Source organism: Klebsiella sp. CN_Kp106, from assembly GCF_040064575.1.
GTDB lineage: Bacteria > Pseudomonadota > Gammaproteobacteria > Enterobacterales > Enterobacteriaceae > Klebsiella > Klebsiella michiganensis.
Genome location: NZ_JBEAIG010000069.1, coordinates 188,801 through 214,989 on the forward strand (window position 1 = coordinate 188,801; position 26,189 = coordinate 214,989).

At 56.3% G+C, this 26,189-nt stretch carries 31 protein-coding genes; 8 read left to right on the plus strand and 23 right to left on the minus strand.

Annotation, left to right across the window (positions count from 1 at the left end):
• Positions 1-12: 12 nt before the first annotated feature.
• From ABLU96_RS24310 to ABLU96_RS24330, 5 genes are all read right to left on the minus strand, one after another.
• The gene (locus tag ABLU96_RS24310) at positions 13-966 is read right to left on the minus strand and encodes a transketolase family protein (protein ID WP_064404422.1); all 954 of its coding nucleotides are present in this window, start codon (positions 964-966) and stop codon (positions 13-15) included.
• Positions 959-1,789 carry a transketolase gene (locus tag ABLU96_RS24315; RefSeq protein ID WP_064404420.1) on the minus strand — a complete coding sequence of 277 codons (831 nt, stop codon included), beginning with the start codon at positions 1,787-1,789 and terminating at the stop codon, positions 959-961. The genes ABLU96_RS24310 and ABLU96_RS24315 overlap by 8 nt, the downstream gene beginning before the upstream one ends.
• Positions 1,786-3,177 (minus strand): PTS ascorbate transporter subunit IIC, encoded by a 1,392-nt coding sequence (locus tag ABLU96_RS24320; protein WP_004852862.1) that lies wholly within the window; start codon positions 3,175-3,177, stop codon positions 1,786-1,788. Before ABLU96_RS24320 ends, ABLU96_RS24315 begins: the two co-directional genes overlap by 4 nt.
• Before the next feature lie 20 nt (positions 3,178-3,197).
• Positions 3,198-3,470: a PTS sugar transporter subunit IIB gene (locus tag ABLU96_RS24325; protein ID WP_004870916.1), complete on the minus strand. Its 273-nt coding sequence runs from the start codon at positions 3,468-3,470 to the stop codon at positions 3,198-3,200.
• A gap of 79 nt (positions 3,471-3,549) precedes the next feature.
• The gene (locus tag ABLU96_RS24330) at positions 3,550-3,993 is read right to left on the minus strand and encodes a PTS sugar transporter subunit IIA (protein ID WP_032750745.1); all 444 of its coding nucleotides are present in this window, start codon (positions 3,991-3,993) and stop codon (positions 3,550-3,552) included.
• 235 nt (positions 3,994-4,228) lie between these two features.
• On the opposite strand from ABLU96_RS24330, the gene ABLU96_RS24335 reads away from it, so the two are divergent.
• The gene (locus ABLU96_RS24335) at positions 4,229-5,248 is read left to right on the plus strand and encodes a LacI family DNA-binding transcriptional regulator (RefSeq protein WP_004852866.1); all 1,020 of its coding nucleotides are present in this window, start codon (positions 4,229-4,231) and stop codon (positions 5,246-5,248) included.
• A gap of 4 nt (positions 5,249-5,252) precedes the next feature.
• Here ABLU96_RS24335 and yfcD read toward each other — a convergent pair whose 3' ends face one another.
• From yfcD to yfcF, 3 genes are read right to left on the minus strand one after another with little or no spacing between them, the layout of a single operon-like run.
• The gene (gene yfcD / locus ABLU96_RS24340) at positions 5,253-5,807 is read right to left on the minus strand and encodes an NUDIX hydrolase YfcD (protein WP_004852867.1); all 555 of its coding nucleotides are present in this window, start codon (positions 5,805-5,807) and stop codon (positions 5,253-5,255) included.
• Positions 5,808-5,865: 58 nt separating this feature from the next.
• Entirely contained in the window at positions 5,866-6,417 is a 552-nt protein-coding gene (gene yfcE, locus ABLU96_RS24345) for a phosphodiesterase (RefSeq protein WP_014230262.1), read from the minus strand.
• Between the two features lie 56 nt (positions 6,418-6,473).
• A complete protein-coding gene (gene yfcF / locus ABLU96_RS24350) occupies positions 6,474-7,118 on the minus strand; it encodes a glutathione transferase (protein ID WP_064404418.1) in 645 nt (214 codons plus the stop codon).
• A 209-nt stretch (positions 7,119-7,327) separates the two neighbouring features.
• On the opposite strand from yfcF, the gene yfcG reads away from it, so the two are divergent.
• From yfcG to ABLU96_RS24380, 6 genes are all read left to right on the plus strand, one after another.
• Positions 7,328-7,957, plus strand: coding sequence for a GSH-dependent disulfide bond oxidoreductase (gene yfcG, locus ABLU96_RS24355; protein WP_025106668.1), 630 nt, complete (start codon positions 7,328-7,330; stop codon positions 7,955-7,957).
• Between the two features lie 65 nt (positions 7,958-8,022).
• Positions 8,023-8,385, plus strand: coding sequence for a dihydroneopterin triphosphate 2'-epimerase (gene folX, locus ABLU96_RS24360; protein ID WP_004104107.1), 363 nt, complete (start codon positions 8,023-8,025; stop codon positions 8,383-8,385).
• Positions 8,386-8,405: 20 nt separating this feature from the next.
• Positions 8,406-9,299, plus strand: a complete 894-nt coding sequence (locus ABLU96_RS24365) for a TIGR01777 family oxidoreductase (protein WP_048260663.1) — start codon at positions 8,406-8,408, stop codon at positions 9,297-9,299.
• Between the two features lie 211 nt (positions 9,300-9,510).
• A complete protein-coding gene (locus tag ABLU96_RS24370; protein WP_032720494.1) occupies positions 9,511-9,765 on the plus strand; it encodes a hypothetical protein in 255 nt (84 codons plus the stop codon).
• Between the two features lie 3 nt (positions 9,766-9,768).
• Positions 9,769-10,335, plus strand: a complete 567-nt coding sequence (locus ABLU96_RS24375) for a hypothetical protein (protein WP_032750748.1) — start codon at positions 9,769-9,771, stop codon at positions 10,333-10,335.
• Positions 10,336-10,402: 67 nt separating this feature from the next.
• Complete coding sequence (locus ABLU96_RS24380) at positions 10,403-10,900, plus strand: GNAT family N-acetyltransferase (protein WP_071957318.1); 498 nt, start codon at positions 10,403-10,405, stop codon at positions 10,898-10,900.
• Positions 10,901-10,941: 41 nt separating this feature from the next.
• Here the strand turns inward: ABLU96_RS24380 and hisP are convergent, their stop codons facing one another.
• The 15 genes from hisP to pdxB form a co-directional block, all read right to left on the minus strand.
• On the minus strand, positions 10,942-11,715 hold the full coding sequence (gene hisP / locus ABLU96_RS24385) for a histidine ABC transporter ATP-binding protein HisP (protein ID WP_004852881.1): 774 nt from the start codon (positions 11,713-11,715) through the stop codon (positions 10,942-10,944).
• Positions 11,716-11,722: 7 nt separating this feature from the next.
• Positions 11,723-12,439, minus strand: coding sequence for a histidine ABC transporter permease HisM (gene hisM / locus ABLU96_RS24390; RefSeq protein WP_004852883.1), 717 nt, complete (start codon positions 12,437-12,439; stop codon positions 11,723-11,725).
• Positions 12,436-13,122 (minus strand): histidine ABC transporter permease HisQ, encoded by a 687-nt coding sequence (locus ABLU96_RS24395; RefSeq protein WP_014230269.1) that lies wholly within the window; start codon positions 13,120-13,122, stop codon positions 12,436-12,438. The genes hisM and ABLU96_RS24395 overlap by 4 nt, the downstream gene beginning before the upstream one ends.
• A 66-nt stretch (positions 13,123-13,188) precedes the next feature.
• A complete protein-coding gene (gene hisJ / locus ABLU96_RS24400; protein ID WP_004123203.1) occupies positions 13,189-13,971 on the minus strand; it encodes a histidine ABC transporter substrate-binding protein HisJ in 783 nt (260 codons plus the stop codon).
• Between the two features lie 257 nt (positions 13,972-14,228).
• Positions 14,229-15,011 carry a lysine/arginine/ornithine ABC transporter substrate-binding protein ArgT gene (gene argT, locus ABLU96_RS24405; RefSeq protein ID WP_025106663.1) on the minus strand — a complete coding sequence of 261 codons (783 nt, stop codon included), beginning with the start codon at positions 15,009-15,011 and terminating at the stop codon, positions 14,229-14,231.
• Positions 15,012-15,302: 291 nt separating this feature from the next.
• Complete coding sequence (locus ABLU96_RS24410; protein ID WP_004852887.1) at positions 15,303-15,872, minus strand: UbiX family flavin prenyltransferase; 570 nt, start codon at positions 15,870-15,872, stop codon at positions 15,303-15,305.
• A 136-nt stretch (positions 15,873-16,008) separates the two neighbouring features.
• Positions 16,009-17,526 carry an amidophosphoribosyltransferase gene (gene purF / locus ABLU96_RS24415; protein ID WP_004123211.1) on the minus strand — a complete coding sequence of 506 codons (1,518 nt, stop codon included), beginning with the start codon at positions 17,524-17,526 and terminating at the stop codon, positions 16,009-16,011.
• 33 nt (positions 17,527-17,559) lie between these two features.
• Complete coding sequence (gene cvpA, locus ABLU96_RS24420) at positions 17,560-18,048, minus strand: colicin V production protein (protein WP_004104143.1); 489 nt, start codon at positions 18,046-18,048, stop codon at positions 17,560-17,562.
• 199 nt (positions 18,049-18,247) lie between these two features.
• On the minus strand, positions 18,248-18,937 hold the full coding sequence (dedD, locus tag ABLU96_RS24425) for a cell division protein DedD (protein WP_025106662.1): 690 nt from the start codon (positions 18,935-18,937) through the stop codon (positions 18,248-18,250).
• Positions 18,927-20,195 carry a bifunctional tetrahydrofolate synthase/dihydrofolate synthase gene (folC, locus tag ABLU96_RS24430; protein ID WP_064357778.1) on the minus strand — a complete coding sequence of 423 codons (1,269 nt, stop codon included), beginning with the start codon at positions 20,193-20,195 and terminating at the stop codon, positions 18,927-18,929. Before folC ends, dedD begins: the two co-directional genes overlap by 11 nt.
• A gap of 72 nt (positions 20,196-20,267) precedes the next feature.
• Positions 20,268-21,182, minus strand: coding sequence for an acetyl-CoA carboxylase, carboxyltransferase subunit beta (accD, locus tag ABLU96_RS24435; RefSeq protein WP_004870882.1), 915 nt, complete (start codon positions 21,180-21,182; stop codon positions 20,268-20,270).
• 194 nt (positions 21,183-21,376) lie between these two features.
• On the minus strand, positions 21,377-22,036 hold the full coding sequence (locus tag ABLU96_RS24440; protein ID WP_004123217.1) for a DedA family protein: 660 nt from the start codon (positions 22,034-22,036) through the stop codon (positions 21,377-21,379).
• A 27-nt stretch (positions 22,037-22,063) separates the two neighbouring features.
• Entirely contained in the window at positions 22,064-22,876 is an 813-nt protein-coding gene (gene truA / locus ABLU96_RS24445) for a tRNA pseudouridine(38-40) synthase TruA (RefSeq protein ID WP_009654666.1), read from the minus strand.
• On the minus strand, positions 22,876-23,889 hold the full coding sequence (locus tag ABLU96_RS24450; protein ID WP_004852895.1) for an aspartate-semialdehyde dehydrogenase: 1,014 nt from the start codon (positions 23,887-23,889) through the stop codon (positions 22,876-22,878). The genes truA and ABLU96_RS24450 overlap by 1 nt, the downstream gene beginning before the upstream one ends.
• 62 nt (positions 23,890-23,951) lie before the next feature.
• A complete protein-coding gene (gene pdxB, locus ABLU96_RS24455; RefSeq protein WP_064391565.1) occupies positions 23,952-25,088 on the minus strand; it encodes a 4-phosphoerythronate dehydrogenase PdxB in 1,137 nt (378 codons plus the stop codon).
• A 123-nt stretch (positions 25,089-25,211) separates the two neighbouring features.
• Here pdxB and flk point away from each other — a divergent pair, with 123 nt between their 5' ends.
• A complete protein-coding gene (flk, locus tag ABLU96_RS24460) occupies positions 25,212-26,171 on the plus strand; it encodes a flagella biosynthesis regulator Flk (RefSeq protein ID WP_025106658.1) in 960 nt (319 codons plus the stop codon).
• Positions 26,172-26,189: the final 18 nt, after the last annotated feature.

Here is a 26,189-nt window from a genome sequence, read left to right on the forward strand (position 1 = left end):
TCGCCTTTTTATTTACAGCAGCTCTCGCGCCGCCGAGACAATATCATGCGCCGTCAGGCCATACTCCTTCTGCAAGAAATCCTGCGTTCCCACCTGGCCATAGCGCTCCTTCACCCCCACGCGACGCATCGGAACCGGGCAGGTCTCCACCAGCACTTCCGCCACCGCCGATCCCAGTCCGTTATGAATACTGTGGTTTTCACAGGTCACGATACGCCCGGTTTTCTCGGCATAATTTTTCACCAGCATGCGGTCGATGGGCTTCAGGGTAAACATATCAATCACCGCCGCGCTGACCCCTTCCTGCTCAAGCTGACGCGCCGCCTCAAGGGCTTCCGCCACCATGATCCCGTTGGCAATCAGGGTAATGTCGTCGCCTTCGCGCAGCACATTCCCTTTGCCGATGGTAAACGTTGAGCCCGGCGCGTACACGCTCGGCGCCTGTTTGCGGATCGTGCGTACCCAGTAAAAACCGTCGAGATCGATAAGCTGGCGCAGAATATCCTCAAACATCACCGCATCGGTCACTTCCAGCACCACCGAATGGGCCAGACCGCGCACAATCCCCATATCTTCAAACGACATATGGGTTCCACCGTTATGGCAGGCGGTCACCCCGGCGTCAGAGGCGATCACCTTGACGTTATTCCGTTGATAATCGAGCGACATAAATAGCTGGTCGAAGCAGCGGCGGCTGGCGAAAGCGGTAAAGGTATGGACAAACGGCTTGCGTCCGGTCAACGATAGCCCGGCGGCGGTGCCGATCACGTTGGCTTCCATAATGCCGCAGTTGATGACGTGCTGCGGATGCTCCCGCGCGACGCCATCCATCGCCATGGAGCTCATCAGATCCGCTTCCAGCGCAATAATCGGGCTCCTGGCTTCAATTTGCTGCGCGACGAATCCGGCATAGATTTTACGCATCTCTACGGCATCTTTTTGCCCTGCGGGTGCAACCTTAATCATGTTCAGCCTCCAGTTGGCGAATCGTCTCGTTTAGCGTCTCTTTCATCTCCGCCGTCAGGCGTAAATGGTGGTTATTACTGAGATTCTCGAGATACGGCACGCCCTGGCCTTTCACGCTATCGAGAATAACCACGCGCGGGCGCGCATCGACGGGAGGTACGGGTTGAACCGTGGCCAGCAGCCCGGGGATGTCATCGCCTTTGACGGTGACAACATCAAAACCAAAGGCGCGGAATTTATCCTCCAGGTTGAAAGCGCGAATGATTTCATCCAGCCTGCCGTCAAGCTGTAGCTTGTTCCAGTCAACAAACACGGTCAGATTATTCAAACGGTGATGGGCAATAAACTGAAAGGCCTCCCAGCACTGGCCTTCATTCAGCTCGCCGTCGCCAACGATACAGAACACGCGATTCGCCCGCCCCGCCAGCTTATGCGACAGCGCCATGCCGCCGGCGATGGAAATCCCCTGCCCCAGCGAGCCCGTAGTGGCGTCCACCCCACGCGTTTTCAGCCGATCCGGATGGCTTGGCAGCCGCGTACCGTTCTGATTTAGCGTGCTCAGCTCCTCCATCGGGAAATACCCCTTAATCGCTAACGTACTGTACAGCGCGGGGCCGGCATGACCTTTTGATAACACAAAGTAGTCGCGCTCTGGCCAGTCCGGGTCCGCGGGATCAATTTTCATCACCGCGCCGTACAGTACCGCCAGCGTCTCCACGACCGACATACTGCCGCCGTAGTGGCCGAAACCGAGGTCCGTCAGCGATTTCAGGGTAGCGACGCGAATGTCCCGCGCCAGGTTAGTCACTTCTTGCACATTCATGATTTCGCTCCGCTGTTCTCCTGCGCGCCGCCGCCCACAGGTTTCTTTTTCACAAAAACGTTGTACGCCACCAGCAGCACAAACAACGCCACAACTAGGCCGGTAATCGCAAACGGCGACAGGTAGCGGGCCAGGTTACCCAGCACGATACCCACGGCGCCGAAATCCGCATCCGAGAAAGTGGTGTTGGCAAAGCCAATCGCCCCCAGTACCGGCAGCAGCAGCACCGGCAGGAAGGTGATCAGCAGGCCGTTGGCAAACGCGCCAATCATCGCCCCGCGCCGCCCGCCGGTGGCGTTGCCAAAGACGCCTGCGGTCGCGCCGGTAAAGAAATGCGGCACCACGCCGGGCAGGATCAGCACCCATTTAAACTGCCCGCAGAGGAACAGCCCGACCAGACCGCCGAGGAAACTAAACAGGAAGCCAATCAGCACCGCGTTGGGCGCGTAGGGGTAAACGACCGGGCAGTCCAGCGCCGGACGGGCGTTGGGCACCAGCTTTTCTGAAAATCCGGTAAAGGCCGGCACGATTTCCGCGAGGATCAGACGTACCCCTTGCAGGATGATGAACACCCCGGCGGCGAAGGTAATCGCCATAATGATGGCGTAAACCAGATAGTTCTGGCCTCCGCTAAAGGTGCTTTCCACGTACTCGCGCCCCGCGCTCACCGCCATAATCAGATAAATGATCATCATGGTCAGCGAAATGGAGATGGAGCTGTCGCGCAGGAAGCTCAGGTTTTTCGGCAGGTTCATCTCTTCAGTTGAACGCGATCCTTTACCGCAGACGCTACCGATCCAACCCGACAGCACATAGCCCAGGGTGCCGAAATGGCCGAAAGCGATATCATCCGTGCCGGTAATACGTTTCATATAGCGCTGGGCCAGCGCCGGGAAGAACGCCATCACCAGCCCGAGGATCAGGGAGCCGGTAAAGACCAGCCCGACGCCTTCGAAACCCGCCACGGTAAGAATCACGCCGATCATACAGGCCATATAGAAAGTGTGGTGACCGGTCAGGAAGATATACTTCAGACGCGTAAACCGGGCGACCACAATATTCGCTACCATCCCGAACGCCATAATCAGCGCGGTTGAAGCACCGTATTTTTCCAGTGCAATAGAAACAATCGCCTCATTATTAGGAATAATGCCCTGAATATTAAAAGCATGTTCAAACATGCCCCCCAGCGGATTCAGCGAACCGACTAATACCGTCGCGCCGCCGCCAAGAACAATAAAACCCAGAATTGTTTTAATGGTTCCCTTGACGACATCGGAGAAAGATTTCTTTTGCGCTACCAGACCAATTAACGCAATTAAACCGACCAGCACCGAGGGTACTTTTAGAATATCAACAACAAAATTCAGCGTTTCAAGGATAAACATATCCACCTCGCTATCAATAATTATTGTCTGGCGAACCACGCGCGCAGCTGCGCTTCGAGTTCGTTAATATCGATGATGTTGGTAATCACCACCAGCTGGCTTTCCGGCACGCTGGCGCTGGCGGCAATGTCTTTTGCCATCACGAATAAATCCGCCGCGCCCGGCGTTGCCGACGACAGATCGGAGTGCTCTACCTCGGCCTCGATATCGAGTTTTTTAAGCACTTTTTTTATATTCATCTCAACCATAAAACTACTGCCCAGGCCAGAGCCGCAAATTGCCATAATTTTCATTGTTATCACCTTTTTTGGGTAGAGTACGTCCACATCACGCAGGCGCGTAATGGGTTATAAGCCGGATAATAAAATTGAATCAGTAGCGCGCGATGATCGTTTTTATCTCCTCAATATTGGTTGCCTGATGTAATTTATTCATATCTTCATCGCTGGAAAATAATTCCGCCAGGGCAGAAATCATTTCGATATGGCTATGTTTATCCGGCGCCGCAAGCATAATGATAATATCAACCGGGTCGAACTCCTCAGAGCCAAACGATACCCCTTGTTGCAGTTTCAACAGCGACAGCCCCAGGCCCTTCGCGCCCTCCTCAGGCCGCGCATGCGGCATCGCCAGTCCCGGGGCCAGCACGTAGTACGGCCCGAGCCGCTGGTGCTGCTCCACGATGGCCGTCACGTAGGCAGGTTCGATAACGTCGGCCTTCAGCAGCGGCCGGGCGCAGATGTCCAGCGCCTGTGGCCAGGTCTCTACGCTTTGCCGCAGCGCGATGGTGGCATCAGAGAGCCAAGTCTTGAGCATTTTGTCCCGCCTCTTTTAGCAAAAGATGGGCAAACTTTATGCAAGCAGCCAATAGTTATCTGCGAGAACGATCACAAAGATAGCGCTACCAATGCTGAACATTCAGATTTGTGATAGCGCTATCAATTCGTAATCATCCCATCAAAACGCAGCAAAAAGGCCCGTTTAAGGCGTATACTCCCTGACACGTGAAGTAATGGATGATAATAAAAACGTCTGTTTAGCAGGAATATGTATGTCTCTAACCCGAAAACGGCGTAGTACCGGTAAAGTCACGATCGCCGATGTTGCTCAGCTGGCTGGTGTGGGAACCATGACCGTGTCCCGCGCCCTTCGCACGCCGGAACAGGTTTCCGATAAGCTACGTGAAAAAATCGAAGCGGCGGTGCAAGAGCTAGGGTACATGCCTAATCTCGCCGCCAGCGCGCTGGCGTCTGCCTCCTCAAGAACCATCGCGATGGTGGTGCCAAATCTTGCAGAGGCGGGCTGTTCGGCGATGTTTGCCGGGCTTCAGCAGGTATTACAGCCGGCAGGGTATCAAATCATGCTGGCAGAATCGCTGCACCGTCTGGAGCAGGAAGAAAAGCTGCTGGAAACGCTGCTGGCCTCTAACATCGCCGCCGCCATTCTGCTTAGCGTTGAACACAGCGATACCGTACGCCACTGGCTGAAGAACGCCTCGATTCCGGTGGTGGAGATGGGCGCAATGCGCGCCGATCCGATCGACATGAATATTGGCATTGATAACGTAGCGGCGATGTTCGAGCTGACCGAGATGCTTATCCACCGCGGCTATCAGAATATCGGTCTGCTGTGCGCCAATCAGGAACAGTGGATTTTTCAGCAGCATTTGCAGGGGTGGTATAAAGCCATGCTGCGCCATCATATGTCGCCTAACCGGGTAATTAACGCCGCGCTGCCCGCCAACTTTTCCACCGGCGCTTCACAGCTGCCGGAGTTTTTGCTGGCATGGCCGGAGCTGGATGCGCTGGTTTGCGTTTCCGATGAGCTGGCATGCGGAGCGCTGTATGAATGTCAGCGTCGGCGCATAAAGGTACCGGATGATTTAGCCGTCGTCGGTTTTGGCGACAGCGACGTGAGCCGGGTCTGCCAGCCGCCGTTAACGACCATGGCGGTACCGCACCATAAGATTGGTATAGAAGCCGGGCGCGCCCTTCTGGAGCGTCTTACTGAGGGAAACTGGAGCGACAGAAAGCCCATCGCGTCCAGTTTATGCATGAGGGACAGCTGTTAGAAAACTACTCAGCCTCTTCCTGCTTTTCGCTTTTTGCTGACTCATTATTCGCATTGCGGGTCATCCACAGCGCCAGCGCTTTTAATGAGTCCGGAGTGAACTCATCGCAGCGGGCGGTGATCTCTTCCGGCGTCAGCCAGCACACTTCGCTCACTTCTTCTTCCTGCAGCGCGAACGGGCCGTGCGATACGCAGCTAAACAGGCCGCCCCAGACGCGGCAGTGTTTATCTTCGTAGTAGAACTGCCCGTGGTCAGCAAAAGGCACGCCGGCAATACCGAGCTCTTCTTCCGCCTCACGGCGCGCGGATTCCAGCATTTGCTCGTCAGCCTGCACCACGCCGCCGGCGGTGGCGTCCAGCATACCCGGCTGGAAATCTTTTGTTTCGGTACGACGCTGCACCAGGATTTTGCCCATCCCATCATGAACAACAATGTAGGTCGCTCGATGACGCAGGCACTCCGCACGCATTTGTTCGCGGCTGGACTGTGCTATCACCTCATTGTTTTCATTAACAATATCGACCCATTCTGTGCTTGCCAAATGATTCTGTTCCGCCATCAGGAAACCTTACTTTTTAAAGCGCTCTTGCGGCGCGTCTATACGGTTGAGGGGTAAATTACGGGTAAATTGCGACCTCTGCAATAACCTGATTATCATCGAGTGCTAAAACCTGCAATTGCCCCTCGTTCAGAAGACCGTAGCTGGCGGTAAATCCCCCTTTAGGGATGCTGACCGAGCCGGGATTGAAGAGAAAAATCTCGCCGCGTTTCTCGGCAACCGGAATATGAGTATGGCCATAAGCCAGCACATCGCCAGCGGCGAGAGGAGGCAAATTTTCGGGGCTATACAGATGCCCGTGGGTCAGAAACAGACGGGTTCGCGCGCTCAAAACCTGCTGCCAGGGGGCGGTAATGGGGAACCGCAGCAGCATTTGATCGACTTCGCTGTCGCAGTTGCCGCGTACGGCAATCACCCGCTCCGCCACGCTATTTAGCGCCTCCGCGACCTGGGCCGGCGCATAGCCTTCGGGAAGGGCGTTACGCGGCCCGTGATTGAGCACATCGCCGAGGATAACCAGCCACTGCGCCCCACTGCGCGCGAACAGCGCAAGCACGCGTTCAGCGGCAGGCAGAGAGCCGTGGATATCCGAGGCAAACATCAGCTTCATACATTTCATCTCCACGCATTACGATCCCGCTATGATAACGGAACCGCTGGCGCTTATCAGCCCGCGCGTTTGGCTGAGAGTGCGACGTAGCGCTGAACCGACGCCCGCTGCCACTGGAAGGTGGCGTAATCCACCAGCGCGGCGGGAACCTCATCGCCGTTCAGGACCAGGCGATTGAGCATCAGTGCCAGGTCGGTATCGGCAATGGACCATTCGCCAAATAGATTCTGCCCGCCATGGGACAGCAGAACGCCAGCCGTTTCAAACAGCTTGTCGGCGCTTTTTTTCCCGGCTTCGCTGAGCGGAGGTTTCTTTGCTGCGGCAAAGACCACGTCCGTGGAGCGCTCTTCGCGAATCGGCATTAAATCGCTACGCAGCCAGGCCTGCACCTGACGCGCCCGCGCGCGCTTTTGCAGGTCATGCGGGTAAAGCCGCTCCCATTCCGGGGGCGCAAAGCGCTCATCCAGATATTCGGTAATCGCGGAGGATTCGCTCAGGAAAAACTCCCCGATCTCCAGCAGCGGTACGCGACGCGTCGCGCTGTAGCCTTTCCAGCCGCTTTGCAAATGCTCGCCGCTGTCGAGGTTGATGGTTTTCAGGGTAAAAGGCAGGCTCTTTTCCTGCAGGGCAACGTATACGGACATCACATATGGCGAGAAAAAATCGGCGTCGGACCACAGGGTAATCGCGGGCTGGCTCATAGCATCCTCAATGGCTAATGTAATGGGGCGATACGCCAACATATCCTGTCTTTCAGAGGATGTCACTGACCGCCACGCTGAGGATCTTACATACTTCTCAGGGGGTGAATGCGATCGGCGAAAGTCATCCAGGATAAGGCAAACCTGTCGGATGATGCCAGTTCACCTATACTCGAAAAGTTTGCGACCTGTGACGGCGAGGAATTTTCATGATCGATTTTTACTACGCACCCACTCCTAATGGCCACAAAATCACGTTATTCCTCGAAGAAGCGCAGCTGGCGTATCGCCTCATCCGGGTGGATATCGGCAAGGGGGAACAGTTTCATCCGCAGTTTCTCGCGATCTCACCCAACAACAAGATCCCGGCGATCGTTGACCACGCTCCCGCCGACGGTGGTGGCCCATTAAGCCTGTTTGAATCCGGCGCCATCCTGCTCTATCTGGCTGAAAAAACGGGAAAATTACTGAGCGGCGAGCTCCGCGAGCGCCACGTCACCCTACAGTGGTTATTCTGGCAGGTCGGCGGGTTGGGGCCGATGCTCGGACAAAATCATCACTTCAACCACTTTGCCCCGCAGGCGGTGCCCTACGCCATTGAGCGCTATCAGGTGGAAACGCAGCGCCTGTATGGCGTGCTCAATCGGCGCCTTGGCGAGAGTCCCTGGCTTGGCGGTAATCACTACAGCATCGCCGATATCGCCTGCTGGCCGTGGGTGAATGCCCATCAGCGCCAGCGTATCGACCTTGCCAATTTCCCGGCGGTGCATAACTGGTTTGAACGCATTCGCCAGCGCCCGGCCACCGTTGAAGCGCTTCTGAAAACAGAAGCCCATTAACCCCCTGCTCGCCCGGGAAGCTTTGATGTATGATTGCGGAAATTACTACACGGAGGAAGCCTGCCATGTCTCAACCAGACGCCATTATTCGAATTAAGAACCTGCGCCTGCGTACTTTTATCGGAATTAAAGAGGAAGAGATCGCCAACCGCCAGGACGTGGTGGTTAACGTCGCGATCCACTACCCGGCGGAAAAATCACGCAACAGCGAAGATATTAACGATGCGCTGAACTACCGCACCATCACCAAGCGCATTATTAGCCATATTGAGAATAACCGCTTCTCTCTGCTGGAAAAATTAACTCAGGATGTGCTCGACATCGCACGCGAACATCACTGGGTCACATATGCTGAAGTAGAGATCGATAAACTGCATGCGCTGCGCTACGCCGATTCGGTATCCATGACGATGAGCTGGCGGCGCTAGACGCATCTTAGGGAGGCGCTATGAACGTTCTGCTTACTGGCGGTACCGGCCTGATTGGCCGCCATCTGATCCCCCGGCTACTGGAGCTTGGACATCACGTAACGGTTTCTACGCGCAGCCCTGAAAAGGCCAAAAGCCGCCTCGATTCGCGCGTCACCCTGTGGCGCGATTTCGAGCATCAGGCGAACCTCAACGGCATTGATGCCGTCATTAATCTGGCCGGCGAGCCGATCGCCGATAAGCGCTGGACGGCGGAGCAGAAACAGCGTCTCTGCCACAGCCGCTGGGATATCACCCAAAAGCTGGTCACGCTGTTCAACGCCAGCGATACGCCGCCCTCGGTGCTGATTAGCGGCTCCGCCGCCGGTTATTATGGCGACCTCGGTGAAGTCGTGGTAACCGAAGAGGAGCCGCCGCACAACGAGTTTACCCACAAGCTTTGCGCCCGCTGGGAGCAAATCGCCTGCGAAGCGCAGAGCGATCGCACCCGCGTCTGCCTGCTGCGTACCGGCGTGGTGCTGGCGCCGCGAGGCGGTATTCTGGCCAAAATGACGCCGGCCTTTAAGCTTGGCCTCGGCGGCCCTATCGGTAGCGGAAGGCAATATCTGGCGTGGATCCACATCGACGACATGGTCAACGGTATTCTCTGGCTGCTGGATAACGACCTGCGGGGGCCGTTTAATATGGTTTCCCCTTACCCTGTGCGCAACGAGCAGTTCGCCCACGCGCTGGGGCATGCGCTAAATCGCCCTGCCATTTTCCGCGTCCCGGCGGCGGCCATTCGCCTGCTGATGGGTGAATCTTCCGTTCTGGTACTCGGCGGCCAGCGCGCGCTGCCTAAACGCCTGGAAGCCGCCGGATTTGGCTTTCGTTGGTACGATCTGGAAGAAGCGCTGGCCAACGTGCTGCGGTAGTCCAGCTCCATCAGGGAGAGTATCGCTCTCCCTGATTAATTTATGGAACCCGCCTCGCAGCGCGCAAAAATCACCCGTCCTGTGTCGCCTTAACTGTGAATCTCATTCCAGTGATATGCCTTTCACTCTGCCATAACCCCTGTGTGTAATTTAACACCATCACACCGTTGACATTCGTCAACAATTTATTCAGCATTACCAGGACGAATTGATGAAGGAACATCCGGATAAACATATCAGAGCAGCTATTGACTACGCGCTGGCACGAGACTGGATTTTTATCACTGGCGGCAAAAGCGCTCACTGTTTTGGCAGGTTGATGTGTGGGACAGCCCGGCACCGGGAACATATGATGAGCATCTGGTCAACGCCTGCGGTACCCATTAACCACGCCAGGCAAATTATCAGAATGGTCGACCGCTGCCAGCCGCCTGCCTCGGGTCAGATTAACCACAAGAAGGATTAAACCATGGCGCTGTATAATTTTACGCTCACCCTCTCCGGCGTAACTGCTCGTACCGTGGGTCTGGAAGATGCGCTGCATGCCGCAGGCTGCGCTGACGCCCTGGTCTGTTTTTACGGAACGGCGGTCTATCTGGAGTTCGATCGCGAAAGAGACTCTCTTGAGCAGGCTATTCTGTCAGCGATTGCCGATATCGAATCCGCATCGGCTCTGAACGCGCGGGTTGAATCCGTCGATTCCGCGCTGGTCGGTTTAAGCGATATTGCCGAACTTACCGGCCTGACGCGACAGGCCGTCGCCTTATTAAAAGATGGCGCACGAGGCTCAGGTCAGTTTCCCGGGCCGGTACAGCGGGTTAAAGGCAACTCCCCGCTGTGGCGCTGGAAAACCGTCGTGGGCTGGCTGGTGATGGAAGGACGGCTTGCCGAAGATTCACCGCTGGTCGCCCACGCGACAGTTCTGGATAACCTCAACCTGGCGCTACAACTGAGGGCGACGCCGGAGAGCACCACCGTGCTGCGCTATCTGCGCGGCTTCGGAAATCAGCCCCGGGCTTGTCCGACGGTTGCTTAGACGCATTGCCCTTCCGGCGCTTTATGATGTTAAGGTGGCGGAATAATCCACCGCTATGGACCGCTTTATGAGAATACTCACCACTCCGCGCCTGCGCCTCTCTCCGTTTCACTCATCCGACTGGCCTTTTTTCCTGCGCTTAAGGCGAGACCCGGAAGTGATGCGCTATATGGGCGAGATTCTTGAGGAGCCGGCGCTGCGGACGCTGTTTGCATCACGCTGCGCTGACCCGGGCGTATTCGTACTGCGCGACGCCAGCGGCGCGGCGGTTGGCGATATTGGCCTGCGCATCAGCGGTAAAAATCCGCACGAAGCGGATGTCGGATACGCTCTCCTGCCTGATGCTCAGGGGAAGGGTTACGCCAGTGAAGCGCTAAAAGCGATTTGCGACTACGGATTTCAGCAGCTCGGCGTTCACGCAATAAATGCCTGGGTGCTGGGCAGTAACGCGGGCTCTTCCCGTCTGCTGGAAAAACACGGCTTTATCCGCATTCAGGTGCTCGAAAAAGCGTACCATCTGAACGGCATTGACTATGACGACTGGGTGTATCGGCTGGAGCGTTAGCCGCCCCGACGGAGAGTGTTCCGCCGGGGGCTGGACAGTGTTTACTTCAAAGAGCCCTTCAGGAACTGCTGCAGACGCTGGCTTTTCGGGTTGCCGAAAACCTCGTCAGGATGCCCTTCTTCTTCAATTTTGCCCTGATGCAGGAAGATCACGTGCGAGGAGACGTGGCGTGCAAAGCCCATTTCATGGGTGACCACGACCATGGTTTTCCCCTCTTCCGCCAGCTGCTGCATGATCCTCAGCACTTCGCCCACCAGTTCAGGGTCAAGCGCCGACGTCGGTTCATCAAACAGCAGTACGTCGGGCTCCATCGCCAGCGCGCGGGCAATGGAAACGCGCTGCTGCTGGCCGCCGGAGAGATGAACCGGATATTTAATCTGCTGACGTTCATCAATACCGACTTTCGCCAGGTATTTTACCGCCCGATCGCGCGCTTCCTGTTTACTCAGGCCCAGCACCTGAATCGGCGCCTCCATCACGTTTTCCAGCACCGTCATATGGCTCCACAGGTTAAAATGCTGGAATACCATCGTCAGGCGAGTACGTAGCAAACGTAGCTGATTTTTATCAGAAACCTTTAACTGACCGTCTTTATCGCGAACCAGGCCAATGTTTTGCCCGTTAACAACGATCGTCCCTTCGCTGGGCTTCTCAAGAAAGTTAATACAGCGCAAAAAGGTACTTTTCCCGGAACCGGATGAGCCAATAATACTGATCACGTCTCCGGCTTTCGCCCGCAGTGAGACGCCCTTCAGTACTTCATGCTCGCCGTAACGTTTATGCAGATCGATTACATTTAATTTATTGTCGGACATGGCGTTCTCAGTGCGTCGAAGAAGGTTTGATATGCTGGAGCCAGCGCTTTTCCGCCCTGCGGAACAGGCTAATCAACACATACGAGATAATTAAATACAGTACTGCGGCAATACCGAAGGCGGTAAACGGCTGGTAGGTTGCCGAGTTAATATCGCGGGCAATTTTCAGCAGATCCGGCACCGTGGCGGTAAAAGCCAGCGCGGTGGAATGCAGCATCAGAATCACTTCGTTGCTGTATGCAGGCAGCGCAATACGCAGCGCGGAAGGCAAAATAATGCAGCGATACATTTTGACCGAAGAAAAACCGTACGCCCGGGCGGCTTCTATCTCGCCTGCCGGCACTGAACGAATCGCCCCGGCGAAAATCTCCGTGGTGTAGGCGCAGGTGTTCAGCGTCAGCGCCAGCACCGTACAGTTCAGGCCGCTGCGAAAGAAGGCGTTCAGCAGTTCTGTGCCTTTGACGACCTCAAGCGTGTACATTCCGGAATAGAACACCAGCAGCTGGACGTACAGCGGCGTGCCGCGAAAGATATAGGTGAACAGCCAGATGGGGAACTGGATAAATTTATTGCTCGACACTCGGCCAATGGCGAGGAAAACCGCCAGGATGCCGCCCATCACCACGGAAGAGATCAGCAGCCAGAGCGTAATCGCCACGCCGGTAAAGCGATAGCCGTCGGTCCACAGCAGGGATTTCCAGTACTCCTGAATAATATCAATCACAGGTCGGCCCTCTTCACGCCCACAGAATAACGGCGTTCGAGCATCAGCAGCACACCATTGGAAACCGTTGTAAATACCAGATAAATCAGGCCACAGACGATGGCAAAGTAGAACGGCTCCCAGGTGCTTTTACCCGCCAGCTGGGTTGCCTTGACCACATCTTCCAGTCCCAGCAGTGAGACCAGCGCGGTCGCTTTGAGGATAACCTGCCAGTTGTTGCCGATTCCGGGCAGCGCGTAGCGCATCATTGCCGGAAACAGAATACGACGAAAGGTTTGCCCACCGCTAAAGCCGAAGGCCGTCGCCGCTTCAATATGTCCCTTTGGCACCGCCAGGAAGGCGCCGCGAAAGGTTTCGGTGAAGTAGGCCCCGTAAATAAAGCCCAGCGTGATGATCCCCGCCACCATGGGGTCGATATCAAACTGCGCCAGGCCAAGCGCATCGGTTACGCCATTGAGCGCAATCTGTAGCCCGTAGAAAATCAGCAGCATCAGCACCAGATCGGGCACGCCGCGGATTAAGGTGGTATAGCCTTCAAAAATCAACGCCAACGGACGATTGTTGGAAAGTTTCGCCCCGGCGCCCGCCAGACCGATAAGCACCGCCAGAACGACCGAGCTTAACGCCAGCTCAAGGGTGACCAGCGCGCCCTGAAAAATAACCTGTGAAAACCCGTACAGCATGCTGTCTGCCCTGTCTGTCATCAACCATCGCGCGCAAAATAACGCGCGACGGGGTACGCGGGATGGTTAGTCGCCGTACACGTTAAAATCGAAATATTTCTTCGCCAGCTTGTCGTAGGTGCCATCCTGGCGCATCTCGGCAAAGGCTTTATTCAGTGCTTCACGTAGTTCGTTATCCTCTTTGCGCAGCCCCATACCGGTGCCGACGCCGAACAGCTTCTCGTCTTTAATCGACGGACCGCCGAACTGATAATCCTTGCCGATAGGCTGTTTGAGGAAGCCTTCGCTGGCGGCGACTTCATCCTGGAACGCCGCGTCAATGCGTCCGGCAGTCAGGTCGGAATAAATATTGTCCTGTCCCTGATAGGAAACGATTTCAATGCCTTTTGGCGCCCAGTGCTCGTTGCCGTAGGTTTCCTGGGTGGTACCCTGGAGAACACCGACGCGCTTGCCTTTCAGCTTCGCGAGGTCTGGCGTAATATCGCTGCCTTTTTTCACGACCAGGCGTGAATCAGCCGCGTACAGTTTGTCGGTGAAGGCAATTTCCTGCTGGCGTTTTTCGGTGATCGAAAGCGAAGACATAATGGCGTCGATTTTCTTCGCTTTTAAAGAAGGGATCAGCGCGTCCAGCGGGTTCTCAATGAAGGTACATTGCGTATTGATACGCTTACAGAGCTCTTTTGCCAGATCGATGTCAAAACCCACCAGTTCACCCTGCGCATTCTTCGATTCGAACGGGGCATAAGTAGGATCGGTGCCGATGCGGACTTTTTGCGGAATGGCTGCGAATACAGTGGAAACGCTGGAAAGGGCCAGCGCTAAAGAGAGAGACAACGCCAGTTTTTTCATAACTATCCTCAACAGACTGTCATTCTAACGGATTTATTAGAAGTACTTACGGCAGTTATCGTGCCATTATTCGCCCCGGTAAGGCAAAGCATTCTGCGCCGGAAAGCAAATTTTTTCGCATCGGAAACGCTTAACTATGCACTTTTTAACATCGCGTGCGCAATTTCCTGCACCAAATTGATCCGCTAAAAGCGCAGCTGCACCAAAATCAGACAGAAAGGGATGCGCATGGCCCGGCGTCCGGGCCAGCGGGCGTCTTAATCACCGTAAACGTTGAAGTCGAAGTATTTCTTCGCCATTTTGTCGTAGGTGCCGTCTTTACGCATGTCGGCCAGCGCTTTATCAAACGCGGCCTTCAGCTCGCTATCGTCCTTACGCAGGCCGATGCCGGTACCATCACCGAAGAACTTTTTGTCTTTAACGGAAGGACCGGCAAAGGCAAAATCTTTACCGGCAGGTTGCTTGAGGAAGCCCTCGCTGGCGGCCACTTCATCCTGCAACGCGGCGTCCAGGCGACCCGCAGCAAGGTCTGAGTAGATCAAATCCTGATTCTGATAGGCCACAACGTCCACGCCGTGGCTGCGCCAGCGTTCATTACCATAGGCCTCCTGGGTGGAGCCCTGCAGTACGCCAACATGCTTGCCTTTGAGGGATTCCAGCGTCGGTTGAATCGGCGAGCCTTTGGCGGCGATCAGGCGGGAGTCGGCCGCGTAGAGCTTGTCAGAGAAGGCGATTTCCTGCTGGCGTTTTTCCGTAATCGACAGCGAAGAGATAATGGCGTCGATTTTCTTGGCCTTCAGCGACGGGATCAGGGAGTCGAAATCGCTGCCGACCCAGGTGCATTTTACTTTGATGCGCGAACAGAGCTCGTTACCCAAATCAATGTCAAAACCCACGAAATCCCCTTTCGCATCCTTTGAAGAGAAAGGCGCGTAGGTGGCATCGGTGCCAATGCGGATATTCTGCGGCAGCGCGGCGAACGCGCTGGAGGCGCTGCAAATTCCCATCATTAAAGAGAGAGCCAGGACCGTCTTCTTCATAGGTTACCCTTAAGTGTCGTGATGTTGTTATGCGATGCGTTATCTTGTTATTTGTACTGCCGGCAAAATCTTGCACGTTTTATGCCATTTTCTCAGTGCGTGCTGGAAATGGCGTTAAATATGTTAAATAAAAGTTGCAAGTTTGTCTTAAAAGGGAAGATACCAGCAATAACGGATAAACCGCAGTGCCGCAGCGCAAAAAAACAAATTAAATGTTGAGGATTTGATCGAGGCGACAAAATTGCACTGCAGGGAGGCGGATGTGAACAAAGCGCACTATCTTAGTGCGCCCTACGCGCCCTGCCAGCGGGAAAAGAGGTCTTGCGGAAGAGAGATATCGAACTGATCGATCACGCGATTGACCGTCTGATTGATCACATCGTCCAGGCTTTTCGGGCGATGATAAAACGCCGGAACCGGCGGCATAATCACCGCGCCCATTTCCGCCGCCTGGACCAGCAGCCGTAAATGGCCAAGGTGGAACGGCGTTTCCCGTACGCACAGCACCAGCGGCCGGCGCTCTTTAAGCACCACGTCCGCCGCCCTGGTCAGCAGCCCGTCGGTATAGCTATGAACGATGCCGGAGAGGGTCTTCATTGAGCATGGCAAAATCACCATCCCGGCGGTTTTAAAAGAGCCGGAAGAGATGCTGGCGGCGATATCGCGGGCATCGTGCACCACGTCGGCTAACGCCTGCACCTCGCGCAGGGAGAAATCCGTCTCCAGCGCCAGCGTCTGGCGCGCGGCCTGGCTTAAAATAAGATGGGTTTCGACATCCGAAACTTCGCGCAAAACCTGGAGCAAGCGTACGCCGTAAATCGCGCCGCTGGCGCCAGAAATACCGATAATGAGTCGCTTCACGATGATTGCCCCTTTCACACAATGGCGCAGACTTTGCCGGATTATAGTCTCCGACGCAACCGCGGACCCGCATTTGGCGCGAGAAAATAAAAAAGCCCGCGGCCGTCAGACCGCGGGCTCTCAGCAAAACAGAGGATTACCCTTCGTTGTGCATCTCTAAGTTTTCAACTTCATTCTGCAGCTGAACCGCTTTCGCGTCGTCGTTACGCAGAGAGTCGAGATAGTCCAGATACTGCTGATCGACATCTTTAGTGACGTAGATACCGTTGAACACCGAGCATTCAAACTGCTGAATATCCGGGTTCTCCGCGCGCACCGCGTCAATCAGATCGTCCAGATCCTGGAAAATCAGGCCATCGGCGCCGATGATCTGGCGGATCTCATCTACCTCACGCCCGTGGGCTATCAGCTCATTGGCGGTTGGCATATCGATGCCATACACGTTCGGGAAGCGAATTTCCGGCGCAGCGGAGGCCAGATACACTTTCTTCGCCCCGGCTTCGCGCGCCATCTCGATAATCTGCTCAGAGGTGGTGCCGCGCACGATGGAGTCATCCACCAGCAGCACGTTCTTATCCCGGAACTCGGCGCGGTTGGCGTTAAGCTTACGGCGCACGGACTTACGGCGCAGCTGCTGGCCCGGCATGATAAAGGTACGGCCAACGTAGCGGTTTTTAACAAACCCCTGGCGATACGGCTTATCGAGGATGCGGGCAATTTCCAGCGCGATATCGCAGGAGGTTTCCGGAATGGGAATGACCACATCGATATCCAGATCTTCCCACTCGCGGGCAATTTTCTCGCCCAGCTTCGTGCCCATATTGACGCGGGCGCTGTAAACGGAAATTTTGTCGATGAAGGAGTCTGGACGCGCAAAATAGACGTACTCGAACAGGCACGGGTTGCTGACCGGGTTTTCCGCACACTGGCGAGTAAACAGCTGGCCTTTTTCGGTGATATATACCGCTTCACCAGGCGCCACGTCGCGCAGGAACTCAAAGCCCAGCGTATCCAGCGCCACGCTTTCCGAAGCGACCATATACTCGGTGCGGCCATCGCCGATATCGCGCTTGCCCAGCACCAGCGGACGAATGCCGTTCGGGTCGCGGAAAGCGACCATGCCGTGACCGATAATCATCGCCACGCAGGCATAAGCGCCGCGAATCTGGCGGTTGGTGGCGGCGATCGCCGCAAAAATGTTGTCTGCTTCCAGCGGATAGTGGCGGAAGTTGTCCAGCTCGCTGGCGAAGATATTGAGCAGGATTTCGGAATCAGAGGTGGTGTTGATGTGGCGGCGTTTTTCTTCAAACAGCTTTTTACGCAGCTCGTGAGCGTTAGTCAGGTTACCGTTGTGCGCCAACGTAATGCCGTACGGCGAGTTGACGTAGAAAGGCTGTGCCTCGGAGGCGCTGGAGCTGCCAGCCGTCGGGTAACGAACGTGACCAATACCCATATTGCCCTGCATACGCTGCATATGGCGAGCTTCAAAAACGTCGCTCACCAGACCGTTCGCCTTACGCAAACGGAAACAGTTGTTCGCATCAATGGTGATGATGCCTGCGGCATCCTGGCCACGATGCTGAAGCACCGTTAACGCGTCATAAATCGACTGGTTTACCGGCATAACACCGGCGATACCGACAATACCGCACATACGTCTTTTCCTCGTTAAGCTACATCCCAACGCTTATGCTTTGGGCAAGAAACTTGACGAGCTCTGCAGATAGTCAAAGAACCATCTGATAACGAAACTGAACTGCGGGATAAGCTCAGACTTTTGCCAGTCTTCGCTTTTCGCCATACCGGTAAAGCTATCGAGAAAGAACAGAATCGCCGAGACGATTAGCACCCCGCGCAGGGCGCCAAAGCAGATCCCTAACACCCTGTCGGTTCCCGACAGGCCGGTTTTTTCCACCAGCTGACCTATCACAAAGTTAACGATAGCGCCGACGATAAGCGTTGCGATAAACAGTATCGCGATAGCAATCCCATTTCGGACCAGTTCGTCTTCAAAGCCCGTGAACCAGACAGCCAGGTAAGTGTAGTAATGACTGGCAACAAAGAAAGCGCATCCCCAGGTTACCAGCGATAAAGCTTCACGAACAAAGCCGCGGATCAGGCTAACCAGTGAGGAAAAACCAATCACCGCAATTATGGCGTAATCAATCCAGACCATATACGTCCCACGATTTTACGCCCTGTCGTCCGGTTCGGGGCGCATTCTAACAGAAAAAGAAAACGTTTGCGTAGGGATTTCCGTGCCCTACAGAAATAAAAATGGCGCTGAAAAAACATTCAACGCCATACTGTCTTTCGCCTCTTCAGGGCGCGTCAGACAGGGGTTTCAGCACTCTACTCCTTTAAAAAAGAGAGAGTTAGTTCGGGCTGTAGCCCATGACCACGCCGCTAAGTCCCGAAAGCTGCTTCAGCTCACCAAGCTGACCTTTCAGCTTATCCTTCGAGGTATCCGGCCCCACGAGAATACGGGTAATTTTACCCTGCACCGGCGTCGAAGGCGACGTGTAAACTTTAAAGCCGGAAGCGCGCAGCTTACCGACAATCTCGTTAACCTTATCGGCGTTCTTCAGCGCCCCAAGCTGCACCACATAGGCTTTACCGGTTGGCGCCGGAATTTCAGCCTGCTGCTGCGGTTTAGGGGGCGGCGTCTGCGCCGTAACCTGCTGCTGCTGTGGTTGCGGTTGCGGCTTCTCTACCGGCTTCGGCTGAGGTTTCGGCTGTGGTTTCGGTGCGACCACCGGCTCCTGCACCACATCAAAACTGTTGTTATTCACCGGTATCCGCGACGGATCCAGCGATGGCGCAGCGGCATCGCCGGCCCTCACCTCTTCCGCCGCCCCTTCAGGAGGCTGCGAAGGCAGCGCCTGGGTCGCCGCTGGCAGCATATCCGGCTCATCGCGATCCCCCGGTTTTGGCACCAGCGGAATGGCGGCAAACTCATCCTGATAATGTTTTTTCTGACCATCCAGCAGCCCTGGCAGGATAATCACCCCCAGCGCCACCAGCACAATCGTCCCGACTAAACGGTTCTGAAACTTACTCGCCACCGATTCTCCCCGCGTCTATTTCTTCCATTACATGCGCCACCGTATGGAATGAACCACACACCAGCACCGTATCTTCAGGCCCGGCGTCCGCCATCGCGGCATGCCACGCCTCAGCGACGCTAGTATAGACTTTACCTGCGCGCAAATGTTCCAGCAGCTGCTCCGCCGTGGCTCCGCGCGGACCTTCCAGCGGCGCGCAGTACCAGTCGTCAACTTCGGCCTGTAAATTTGCCAGCGTTCCCGCGATATCCTTGTCATGCAGCATACCAATAACCGCCAGCACGCGCCCCGTTTTCGATAAGGTTTTGAGACGCCCGGCGAGATAGGCCGCCGCATGCGGATTATGGGCAACATCCAGGATCGTCCGGGGAGCATCGCTGATTATCTGGAAACGCCCCGGCAGCATCGCGTTTTGAACGCCATCGCGCATCGCCTGCTCGTTTACCTTAAGCCCGCTGGCGCGCAAGGCCGCAATCGCCGTAGCCGCATTCGGCAGCGGGACCTGCGGCAGCGGCAGATCGCTTAACGCCCCCTGACGATCGCGGAAGGACCAGCCTTGTTCACTGGCGTCATACTGCCAGTCAACGTCACGGCGCAGGAGCCGCGCCCCTTTTTCGCTCGCCACCTCAGCGATGGTCAACGGCATATCGGGTTCGCCGACGACAGCCGGTTTACCAGGGCGGAAAATCCCCGCCTTTTCGCGACCGATGCTTTCGCGATCGGGCCCCAGCCAGTCGGTATGGTCGAGAGCAATACTGGTCACCACCGCCACGTCAGCATCGACGATATTGGTCGCATCCAGGCGGCCGCCCAGGCCCACCTCAAGAATCACCACATCCAGCCGCGCCTGCTGAAACAGCCACAGCGCGGAGAGGGTGCCAAACTCAAAATAGCTCAGGGAAATCTCGCCGCGCGCGGCTTCAATTTCGGCAAAAGAGGTCGTATGCGCGAGCTCCGCCAGCTCTTCGCCCTGCACCCGCACCCGCTCTGTGTAGCGCACCAGATGCGGCGAACTGTAAACGCCAACCTTATAGCCCGCCGCCATCAGCACCGACTCCAGGGTACGGCAGGTGGTGCCTTTGCCGTTGGTCCCCGCCACCGTAAAGACAAACGGCGCAGGTTTCATTACCGCCATCCGCTGCGCGACCTCGCTGACGCGCGCCAGCCCGAGATCGATAGTTTTGCTGTGCAGATGTTCCAGATAAGAAAGCCACGTAGCCAGGGGCGACGTGGCCTGAGGAATAGGTTGTTTTTCCATGATGTCCGGCAAGAGTTAGGATAACTACGCGTAAAAAAAAGGGCAGCGCCGTCAGGCCTGCCCTCTGCATTATCAGGCCTCTGGTTCCTGATCCGGCACCGGTGGCACCACCTCACCTTCGTGAGCAGGTTCCGGATTTGGCGCCGGAAGGTTCATCAGCTTCGCCAGAATGCTGGCCAGCTTCAGACGCATTTCCGGGCGGCGTACGATCATGTCGATCGCCCCTTTCTCAATCAGGAACTCGCTGCGCTGGAATCCCGGCGGCAGCTTCTCGCGAACGGTCTGCTCGATAACGCGGGGGCCGGCAAAGCCGATCAGCGCTTTTGGCTCAGCGATGTTGAGATCGCCCAGCATCGCAAAGCTCGCAGACACGCCGCCCATGGTTGGGTCGGTCAGCACGGAGATATACGGCAAGCCGCGCTCCTGCATTTTCGCCAGCGCAGCGGAGGTTTTCGCCATCTGCATCAGCGACATCAGCGCTTCCTGCATACGGGCGCCGCCGGATGCGGAGAAGCAAATCAGCGGGCAGTTGTCTTCCAGAGCCTGCTCAACCGCGCGAACAAAGCGCGCGCCGACCACGGAGCCCATCGACCCACCCATAAAGGAGAATTCGAAAGCGGCGGCAACAACCGGCATATCATGCAGGGTGCCTTTCATGACCACCAGCGCGTCTTTTTCGCCGGTCTCTTTCTGGGCGGACGCCAGACGGTCTTTATACTTTTTCGAATCGCGGAACTTCAGCACATCTTTCGGCTCGAGCTCGCTTCCCAGCTCCACGAGGGAACCTTCGTCCAGCAGGCTATGCAGGCGGTTGCGCGCCGACATACGCATGTGGTGATCGCACTTAGGGCAAACCTCCAGGTTGCGCTCCAGCTCTGCGCGGTACAATACCTGACCGCAGCTGTCGCACTTGGTCCATACACCTTCAGGGATACTTGCCTTACGGGTGGGGGTTATATTGCTTTTAATTCGTTCAATCCAGCTCATTGATAACCTTTCTACCTGAACCTGGTCGATGCCAGTTTTGTCGCAAGGGGCGCATAATGCCATTTTTGCCCCTCACAGACCATGAATGTTGCACATTAAATCATAACATCCCGTAACATGGGATAAAAAAGTGGTCGAACCGCTCACACTTCACTCTTCGGGCGGCGGCATACCGCCCGAAGATCGTCGCCGCGTTATTTCGCCTGTTTCGCCGCCGCCCGCTTGTGGCGGATGACTTCAATCACGCCCGGCAATACGGACAGGACGATAATCGCCACGATCAGCAGCTTAAGGTTTTCCTGGACGATCGGCAAATCGCCGAACAGATAACCCGCGTAGGTAAATAACAGTACCCACAGCAGCGCGCCAACAACGTTATACATCGCAAAATGACGATAGGACATATGCCCCATTCCCGCCACAAACGGCGCAAACGTTCTGACGATCGGCACGAAACGGGCCAGGATGATGGTCTTACCGCCGTGGCGTTCGTAGAAGCTATGGGTCTTATCCAGGTAGCTGCGGCGGAAAATTTTCGAATTGGGATTACTGAAGAGCTTTTCGCCAAACAGCCGGCCAATTGTGTAGTTCAAGGCATCGCCAACAATCGCGGCAATGACCATCAGCAGCACCATTAAATGCACGTTGAGATCGTTGGTCGGCAGCGCGGAGAGCGCACCTGCCACAAACAGCAGCGAATCCCCCGGCAGGAACGGCGTGACCACCAGGCCAGTTTCGCAGAACAGAATCAAGAATAAAATCGCGTATACCCAAATGCCGTACTCCGCGACCAGCTCAGCCAGATGCACATCAATATGCAGGATAAAATCAATTAAAAAGTGAATCAGGTCCATAGTTTGCGTTAGCCCTTAATAACCCGGTTAGTCCGCCAGAAACAGCGGGCCCATCGGCATGACCGGGAGGTCGTAGTGGGCCGGGTAGTCCACCGACACCAGATACAATCCTTCCGCCTTTGCCGTTGCGGCGGCAAGCGTCCTGTCTTTTGCCGCCAGAAGTTCTGCAATCCAGCTCTCTGGCTGGTTACCGGCACCTACTTCCATCAGACTGCCGACAATGTTCCTTACCATATGATGTACAAAGGCATTCGCTTTGATGTCCACCACCACATATGCACCATAACGGGTGACGTTAATATGCATCACGTTGCGCCACGGCGTGCGCGACTGGCACTGTACCGCACGAAACGAGGTGAAATCATTCTCTCCCAGCAGACACTGAGCGGCGCGCTGCATCCGCTCTGCATCCAGCGGGAGGTAATAATGGGTTACGCCGCGGCTCAATACCGCCGGCCGCAGACGATGATTATAGATAACATAACGATAGCGACGCGCCGTGGCGCTGAAGCGGGCATGAAAATCCGGTGGAACCGGCTTTACCCAGCGCACCGCAATGTCGCCGGGCAAATTCGCATTTACGCCCAGCGTCCATGCGGCATCCTGACGCTGCGCGCGGGTTTCAAAATGCACGACCTGACCGGTACCGTGAACGCCGGCATCCGTACGGCCCGCGCAAAAAACGTTAACAGGCTCGTTCGCTACCTGCGAGAGCGCCTTTTCCAGCTTCTCCTGTACGCTGCGGACTTCGTTCTGCCGCTGCCAGCCGTAGTACTTGCTGCCATCATATTCGATGCCCAGCGCGATTTTGTAGACCGGCGGCTGCTCCATCTCAGACATCAGTACAAATACTCCTGAACCAGCTTCTCAGCGATTTTTACCGCCATCAGCGCGCCGCCAAAACGGACGTTATCGGCGACGGACCAGAACTGCACCTGCTCAGGCATACCGTAGTCGTTATGCACGCAGCCGACGGAGAGGCGGGCGTTACCGGAAGCATCGCCGACCTGCGTCGGGAACTCGCCCTCTTCGGACAGTTCGATATCTTCGCCAAGGCTAAAGGCATCGCGCGCCTCTTCGGCGGCCAGCGGACGCTGCGCTTCAAAACTCACCATCTGCGCATGGCCGTAAAACACCGGCGACTGAACGACGTTTGCGGAGATCATCAGGCCATCATCCTGCAGGATTTTGCGGACCTCATCGACGATACGGCGCTCTTCACGCACGCTTCCTTCACGATCGGGCAGCAGCGGCAGCATATTGAACGCCAGCTGACGACCGAAGAAATCATCTTCGTCGATCGGAATACCGTTAAGCAATTTGGCGCTCTGCCCCGCGAGGGCATCGACCGCTTTTTTACCGTGAGCGGAAGCGGAAAGCAGGCTGGTCACGCTGATACGCGCCAGGCCGCCCCGATCGATCAACGGTTTCAACGCCGACAGCAGCTGGCTGGTCAGGCTATTCGCGACCGAGATAACGTTGCGATTGCGGTAATCCGCCAGTACGAACGGGTTAACATCCGGCACCACCAGCGGCACGTCCGGCTCCAGCGCAAACAGACCGCTTAAATCAATCACCAGGCAGCCCGCGTTAGTGGCGTCTTCGATATACGCGGCGGAGGCCTCTACACCGGCGGCAAAAAAGGCCAGCTGGGCCTGGGTCCAGTCAAATTCCGCCGCATCCTGAACGATAACCGACTTGCCCGAAAAACGCAGATGTTCACCGGCGCTATCGCTACGCGCCAGCGCATAAATATCCCCCACCGGGAACTGACGATCGGCAAGCGTTTCGAACAGGGCTTCGCCTACGGCGCCCGTTGCGCCCAGTACGGCAATATTCCAGCCTTCAGACATGGTGGTGTACTCCAGAAAAAAGCGGCCCTGCCGGATTATCCAGCAGGAGCATTAAGATGATATTAACGAACAGGATGATGAACGGCGTTAAAGCCCAGCTGGCGCAACAGCGTCGCCGCCTGCGCATCGCTGCACTGTACGTACAGCGAAGACCATTCACGGCGTTCCTGATAATTTTTGCGCAGTTTGTCGAACTCGCCCGCAGCGCCCGCGACTTTTCGCAGCGGCGCATCATCGCGGCGCACATCATACACCAAATGCGCCAGCCGTTTTAGCGTTGCCTGATCGAGCGGCCCGTGCAGCGTAATGCGGCCAAACTCCGGCGCCGGTAGCAACGTGTCCAGCGCCACCTGCTGTGGATGACCAATAAACGCGCTGTAGGCCTCAAAAACCTGCGTCGTACCGCGCGCTTTGCCTTCAAGGGTATAGCCGGCAATATGCGGCGTACCAATATCCACCCGCTTGAGCAATTCGGTATTCAGATCCGGCTCCGGCTCCCAGACATCCAGCACCACGCTTAATGCCTGCCCGGCCTGCAGCCGCTGCAGCAGCGCGGCGTTATCCACCACCGGACCACGGCAGGCGTTGATTAAAATCGTCCCCGGCTTCAGGCGGCGAATCAGCGCCTCATCCGCCAGGTGCAGCGTTTTGTACTGCCCTTCCTTATAGAGCGGGGTATGGAACGTCAAAATGTCCGCGTCCTGCACCAGCTCGTCAAGGGAGCGGAAATCCCCCTCGTCGCCGCGATCGGAGCGCGGCGGATCGCAGAGCAGCGTTTTGATTCCCAGCGCCTCAAGGCGTTTTTGCAGACGCCCGCCCACGTTGCCGACGCCCACGATCCCGACGGTACGGTCGGCCAGCGCAAAACCGTCACGCTCGGCCAGCATGAGCAGCGCGGAAAACACATATTCCACCACCGCGATAGCGTTGCAGCCCGGCGCCGCGGAAAAACCGATTCCCGCCTGCTGTAGCCACGCCTGATCGACATGATCGGTACCCGCCGTCGCGGTGCCAACAAATTTGATCGCTTTGCCAGAAAGTAGCGCTTCGTTAACTTTGGTGACGGATCGCACCATCAGCGCATCGGCGTCATTCAGCGCTTCAACCGGGACAGGGCGACCTGCAACGGCCTTCACTTCCCCCAGGCGGCTAAAAAGCTCGCGCGCATAGGGCATATTTTCATCAACGAGGATTTTCACGGTTCAGTACCTGTCTGAGAGCGAGAGTAAACCGGGGAAGTGTGCCATAATCTGCCCGCCAGGAACATCACCACCCGGCCCTTAGTACAGTAATTTAGTACAGCAATACGCAAAGGATTAATCATGACGCAACCCGTTTCAGGTATGTCCGATCGCCCTCCGGGCTCAGGCGAACCTCCGCTCACCACTCAGCAGCGTACCGCGCTTGAGCGGCTCATTACGCGCCTGGTGGCTTTAACATCCCAGCAAAATGCGGAAGTGTGGGCCTGCGTAAAACACGATCTGAGCCTGAAAAACGACGCGCCGCTGCTGGCAAGCCATTTTGCCGCCGCCGAGAACAGCCTGAACCAGCGCCTAATCCTCGCCCAGCAAAATCATCACCGTCGGCAAATCCTGGCGCAGCTGAGCGAGCTGCTGAATCAGGGCAACAATCGCCAGGCGGTCAGCGATTATATTCGTCAGCATGACGGTCAAACCGCCCTGCATGCCTTGTCCCAGCCGCAGCTGGAGAATGTTCTGCAGCTCCTGCAAAGCGGCCAGCTCTCGATTCCTCAGCCGCAGCAGCGCCCGCCAACGCATCGTCCGCTGCTGCCCGCGGAGCACAACACGCTCAATCAGCAGGTGACCAAACTCGCGGCGGCCACCGGCGAGTCCAGCAAGCTTATCTGGCAATCCATGCTGGAGCTAAGCGGCGTCAAGAGCGGAGAGCTGATCCCGGCGACCCACTTCACTCCCCTCTCGTACTGGCTACATGCCCGGCAAACGCTCAGTTCGCAGGCTGCACCGACGCTAACCTCGCTGCAGGCCGCATTAAAACAGCCGCTTGAAGCCGCGGAATGGCAAAGAGTGATGGATTTTGCCCAAACCCACTGGCACGCGACGGCGCAAACGCCGCTCAGCGCGGCGCAGTTGCTGACGCTGCTCAACAAAATTTTCGTGCTCAGGGTCGCCAGAGCCCAGGAGACGCTGGCGATCCCGCCGGTTCAGGCGCCTCCCGCCTCACCGTGGCTGGTATTGAAAAAACCGTGGGTTATCGCGCTGGCAGCTATCGTGGTGCTTGCCCTGCTGTGGCTGGTGATTTAAGGAGATATCATCGGCCCG

What these genes read in the sequence shown, in the direction of transcription:
- ABLU96_RS24310 (WP_064404422.1), bottom strand. Translation starts at nt 966, where the DNA reads ATGATTAAGGTTGCACCCGCAGGGCAAAAAGATGCCGTAGAGATGCGT.
- ABLU96_RS24315 (WP_064404420.1), bottom strand. Translation starts at nt 1,789, where the DNA reads ATGAATGTGCAAGAAGTGACTAACCTGGCGCGGGACATTCGCGTCGCT.
- ABLU96_RS24320 (WP_004852862.1), bottom strand. Translation starts at nt 3,177, where the DNA reads ATGTTTATCCTTGAAACGCTGAATTTTGTTGTTGATATTCTAAAAGTA.
- ABLU96_RS24325 (WP_004870916.1), bottom strand. Translation starts at nt 3,470, where the DNA reads ATGAAAATTATGGCAATTTGCGGCTCTGGCCTGGGCAGTAGTTTTATG.
- ABLU96_RS24330 (WP_032750745.1), bottom strand. Translation starts at nt 3,993, where the DNA reads ATGCTCAAGACTTGGCTCTCTGATGCCACCATCGCGCTGCGGCAAAGC.
- ABLU96_RS24335 (WP_004852866.1), top strand. Translation starts at nt 4,229, where the DNA reads ATGTCTCTAACCCGAAAACGGCGTAGTACCGGTAAAGTCACGATCGCC.
- yfcD (WP_004852867.1), bottom strand. Translation starts at nt 5,807, where the DNA reads ATGGCGGAACAGAATCATTTGGCAAGCACAGAATGGGTCGATATTGTT.
- yfcE (WP_014230262.1), bottom strand. Translation starts at nt 6,417, where the DNA reads ATGAAGCTGATGTTTGCCTCGGATATCCACGGCTCTCTGCCTGCCGCT.
- yfcF (WP_064404418.1), bottom strand. Translation starts at nt 7,118, where the DNA reads ATGAGCCAGCCCGCGATTACCCTGTGGTCCGACGCCGATTTTTTCTCG.
- yfcG (WP_025106668.1), top strand. Translation starts at nt 7,328, where the DNA reads ATGATCGATTTTTACTACGCACCCACTCCTAATGGCCACAAAATCACG.
- folX (WP_004104107.1), top strand. Translation starts at nt 8,023, where the DNA reads ATGTCTCAACCAGACGCCATTATTCGAATTAAGAACCTGCGCCTGCGT.
- ABLU96_RS24365 (WP_048260663.1), top strand. Translation starts at nt 8,406, where the DNA reads ATGAACGTTCTGCTTACTGGCGGTACCGGCCTGATTGGCCGCCATCTG.
- ABLU96_RS24370 (WP_032720494.1), top strand. Translation starts at nt 9,511, where the DNA reads ATGAAGGAACATCCGGATAAACATATCAGAGCAGCTATTGACTACGCG.
- ABLU96_RS24375 (WP_032750748.1), top strand. Translation starts at nt 9,769, where the DNA reads ATGGCGCTGTATAATTTTACGCTCACCCTCTCCGGCGTAACTGCTCGT.
- ABLU96_RS24380 (WP_071957318.1), top strand. Translation starts at nt 10,403, where the DNA reads ATGAGAATACTCACCACTCCGCGCCTGCGCCTCTCTCCGTTTCACTCA.
- hisP (WP_004852881.1), bottom strand. Translation starts at nt 11,715, where the DNA reads ATGTCCGACAATAAATTAAATGTAATCGATCTGCATAAACGTTACGGC.
- ABLU96_RS24395 (WP_014230269.1), bottom strand. Translation starts at nt 13,122, where the DNA reads ATGCTGTACGGGTTTTCACAGGTTATTTTTCAGGGCGCGCTGGTCACC.
- hisJ (WP_004123203.1), bottom strand. Translation starts at nt 13,971, where the DNA reads ATGAAAAAACTGGCGTTGTCTCTCTCTTTAGCGCTGGCCCTTTCCAGC.
- argT (WP_025106663.1), bottom strand. Translation starts at nt 15,011, where the DNA reads ATGAAGAAGACGGTCCTGGCTCTCTCTTTAATGATGGGAATTTGCAGC.
- purF (WP_004123211.1), bottom strand. Translation starts at nt 17,526, where the DNA reads ATGTGCGGTATTGTCGGTATCGCCGGTGTTATGCCGGTAAACCAGTCG.
- cvpA (WP_004104143.1), bottom strand. Translation starts at nt 18,048, where the DNA reads ATGGTCTGGATTGATTACGCCATAATTGCGGTGATTGGTTTTTCCTCA.
- folC (WP_064357778.1), bottom strand. Translation starts at nt 20,195, where the DNA reads ATGGAAAAACAACCTATTCCTCAGGCCACGTCGCCCCTGGCTACGTGG.
- accD (WP_004870882.1), bottom strand. Translation starts at nt 21,182, where the DNA reads ATGAGCTGGATTGAACGAATTAAAAGCAATATAACCCCCACCCGTAAG.
- ABLU96_RS24440 (WP_004123217.1), bottom strand. Translation starts at nt 22,036, where the DNA reads ATGGACCTGATTCACTTTTTAATTGATTTTATCCTGCATATTGATGTG.
- truA (WP_009654666.1), bottom strand. Translation starts at nt 22,876, where the DNA reads ATGTCTGAGATGGAGCAGCCGCCGGTCTACAAAATCGCGCTGGGCATC.
- ABLU96_RS24450 (WP_004852895.1), bottom strand. Translation starts at nt 23,889, where the DNA reads ATGTCTGAAGGCTGGAATATTGCCGTACTGGGCGCAACGGGCGCCGTA.
- flk (WP_025106658.1), top strand. Translation starts at nt 25,212, where the DNA reads ATGACGCAACCCGTTTCAGGTATGTCCGATCGCCCTCCGGGCTCAGGC.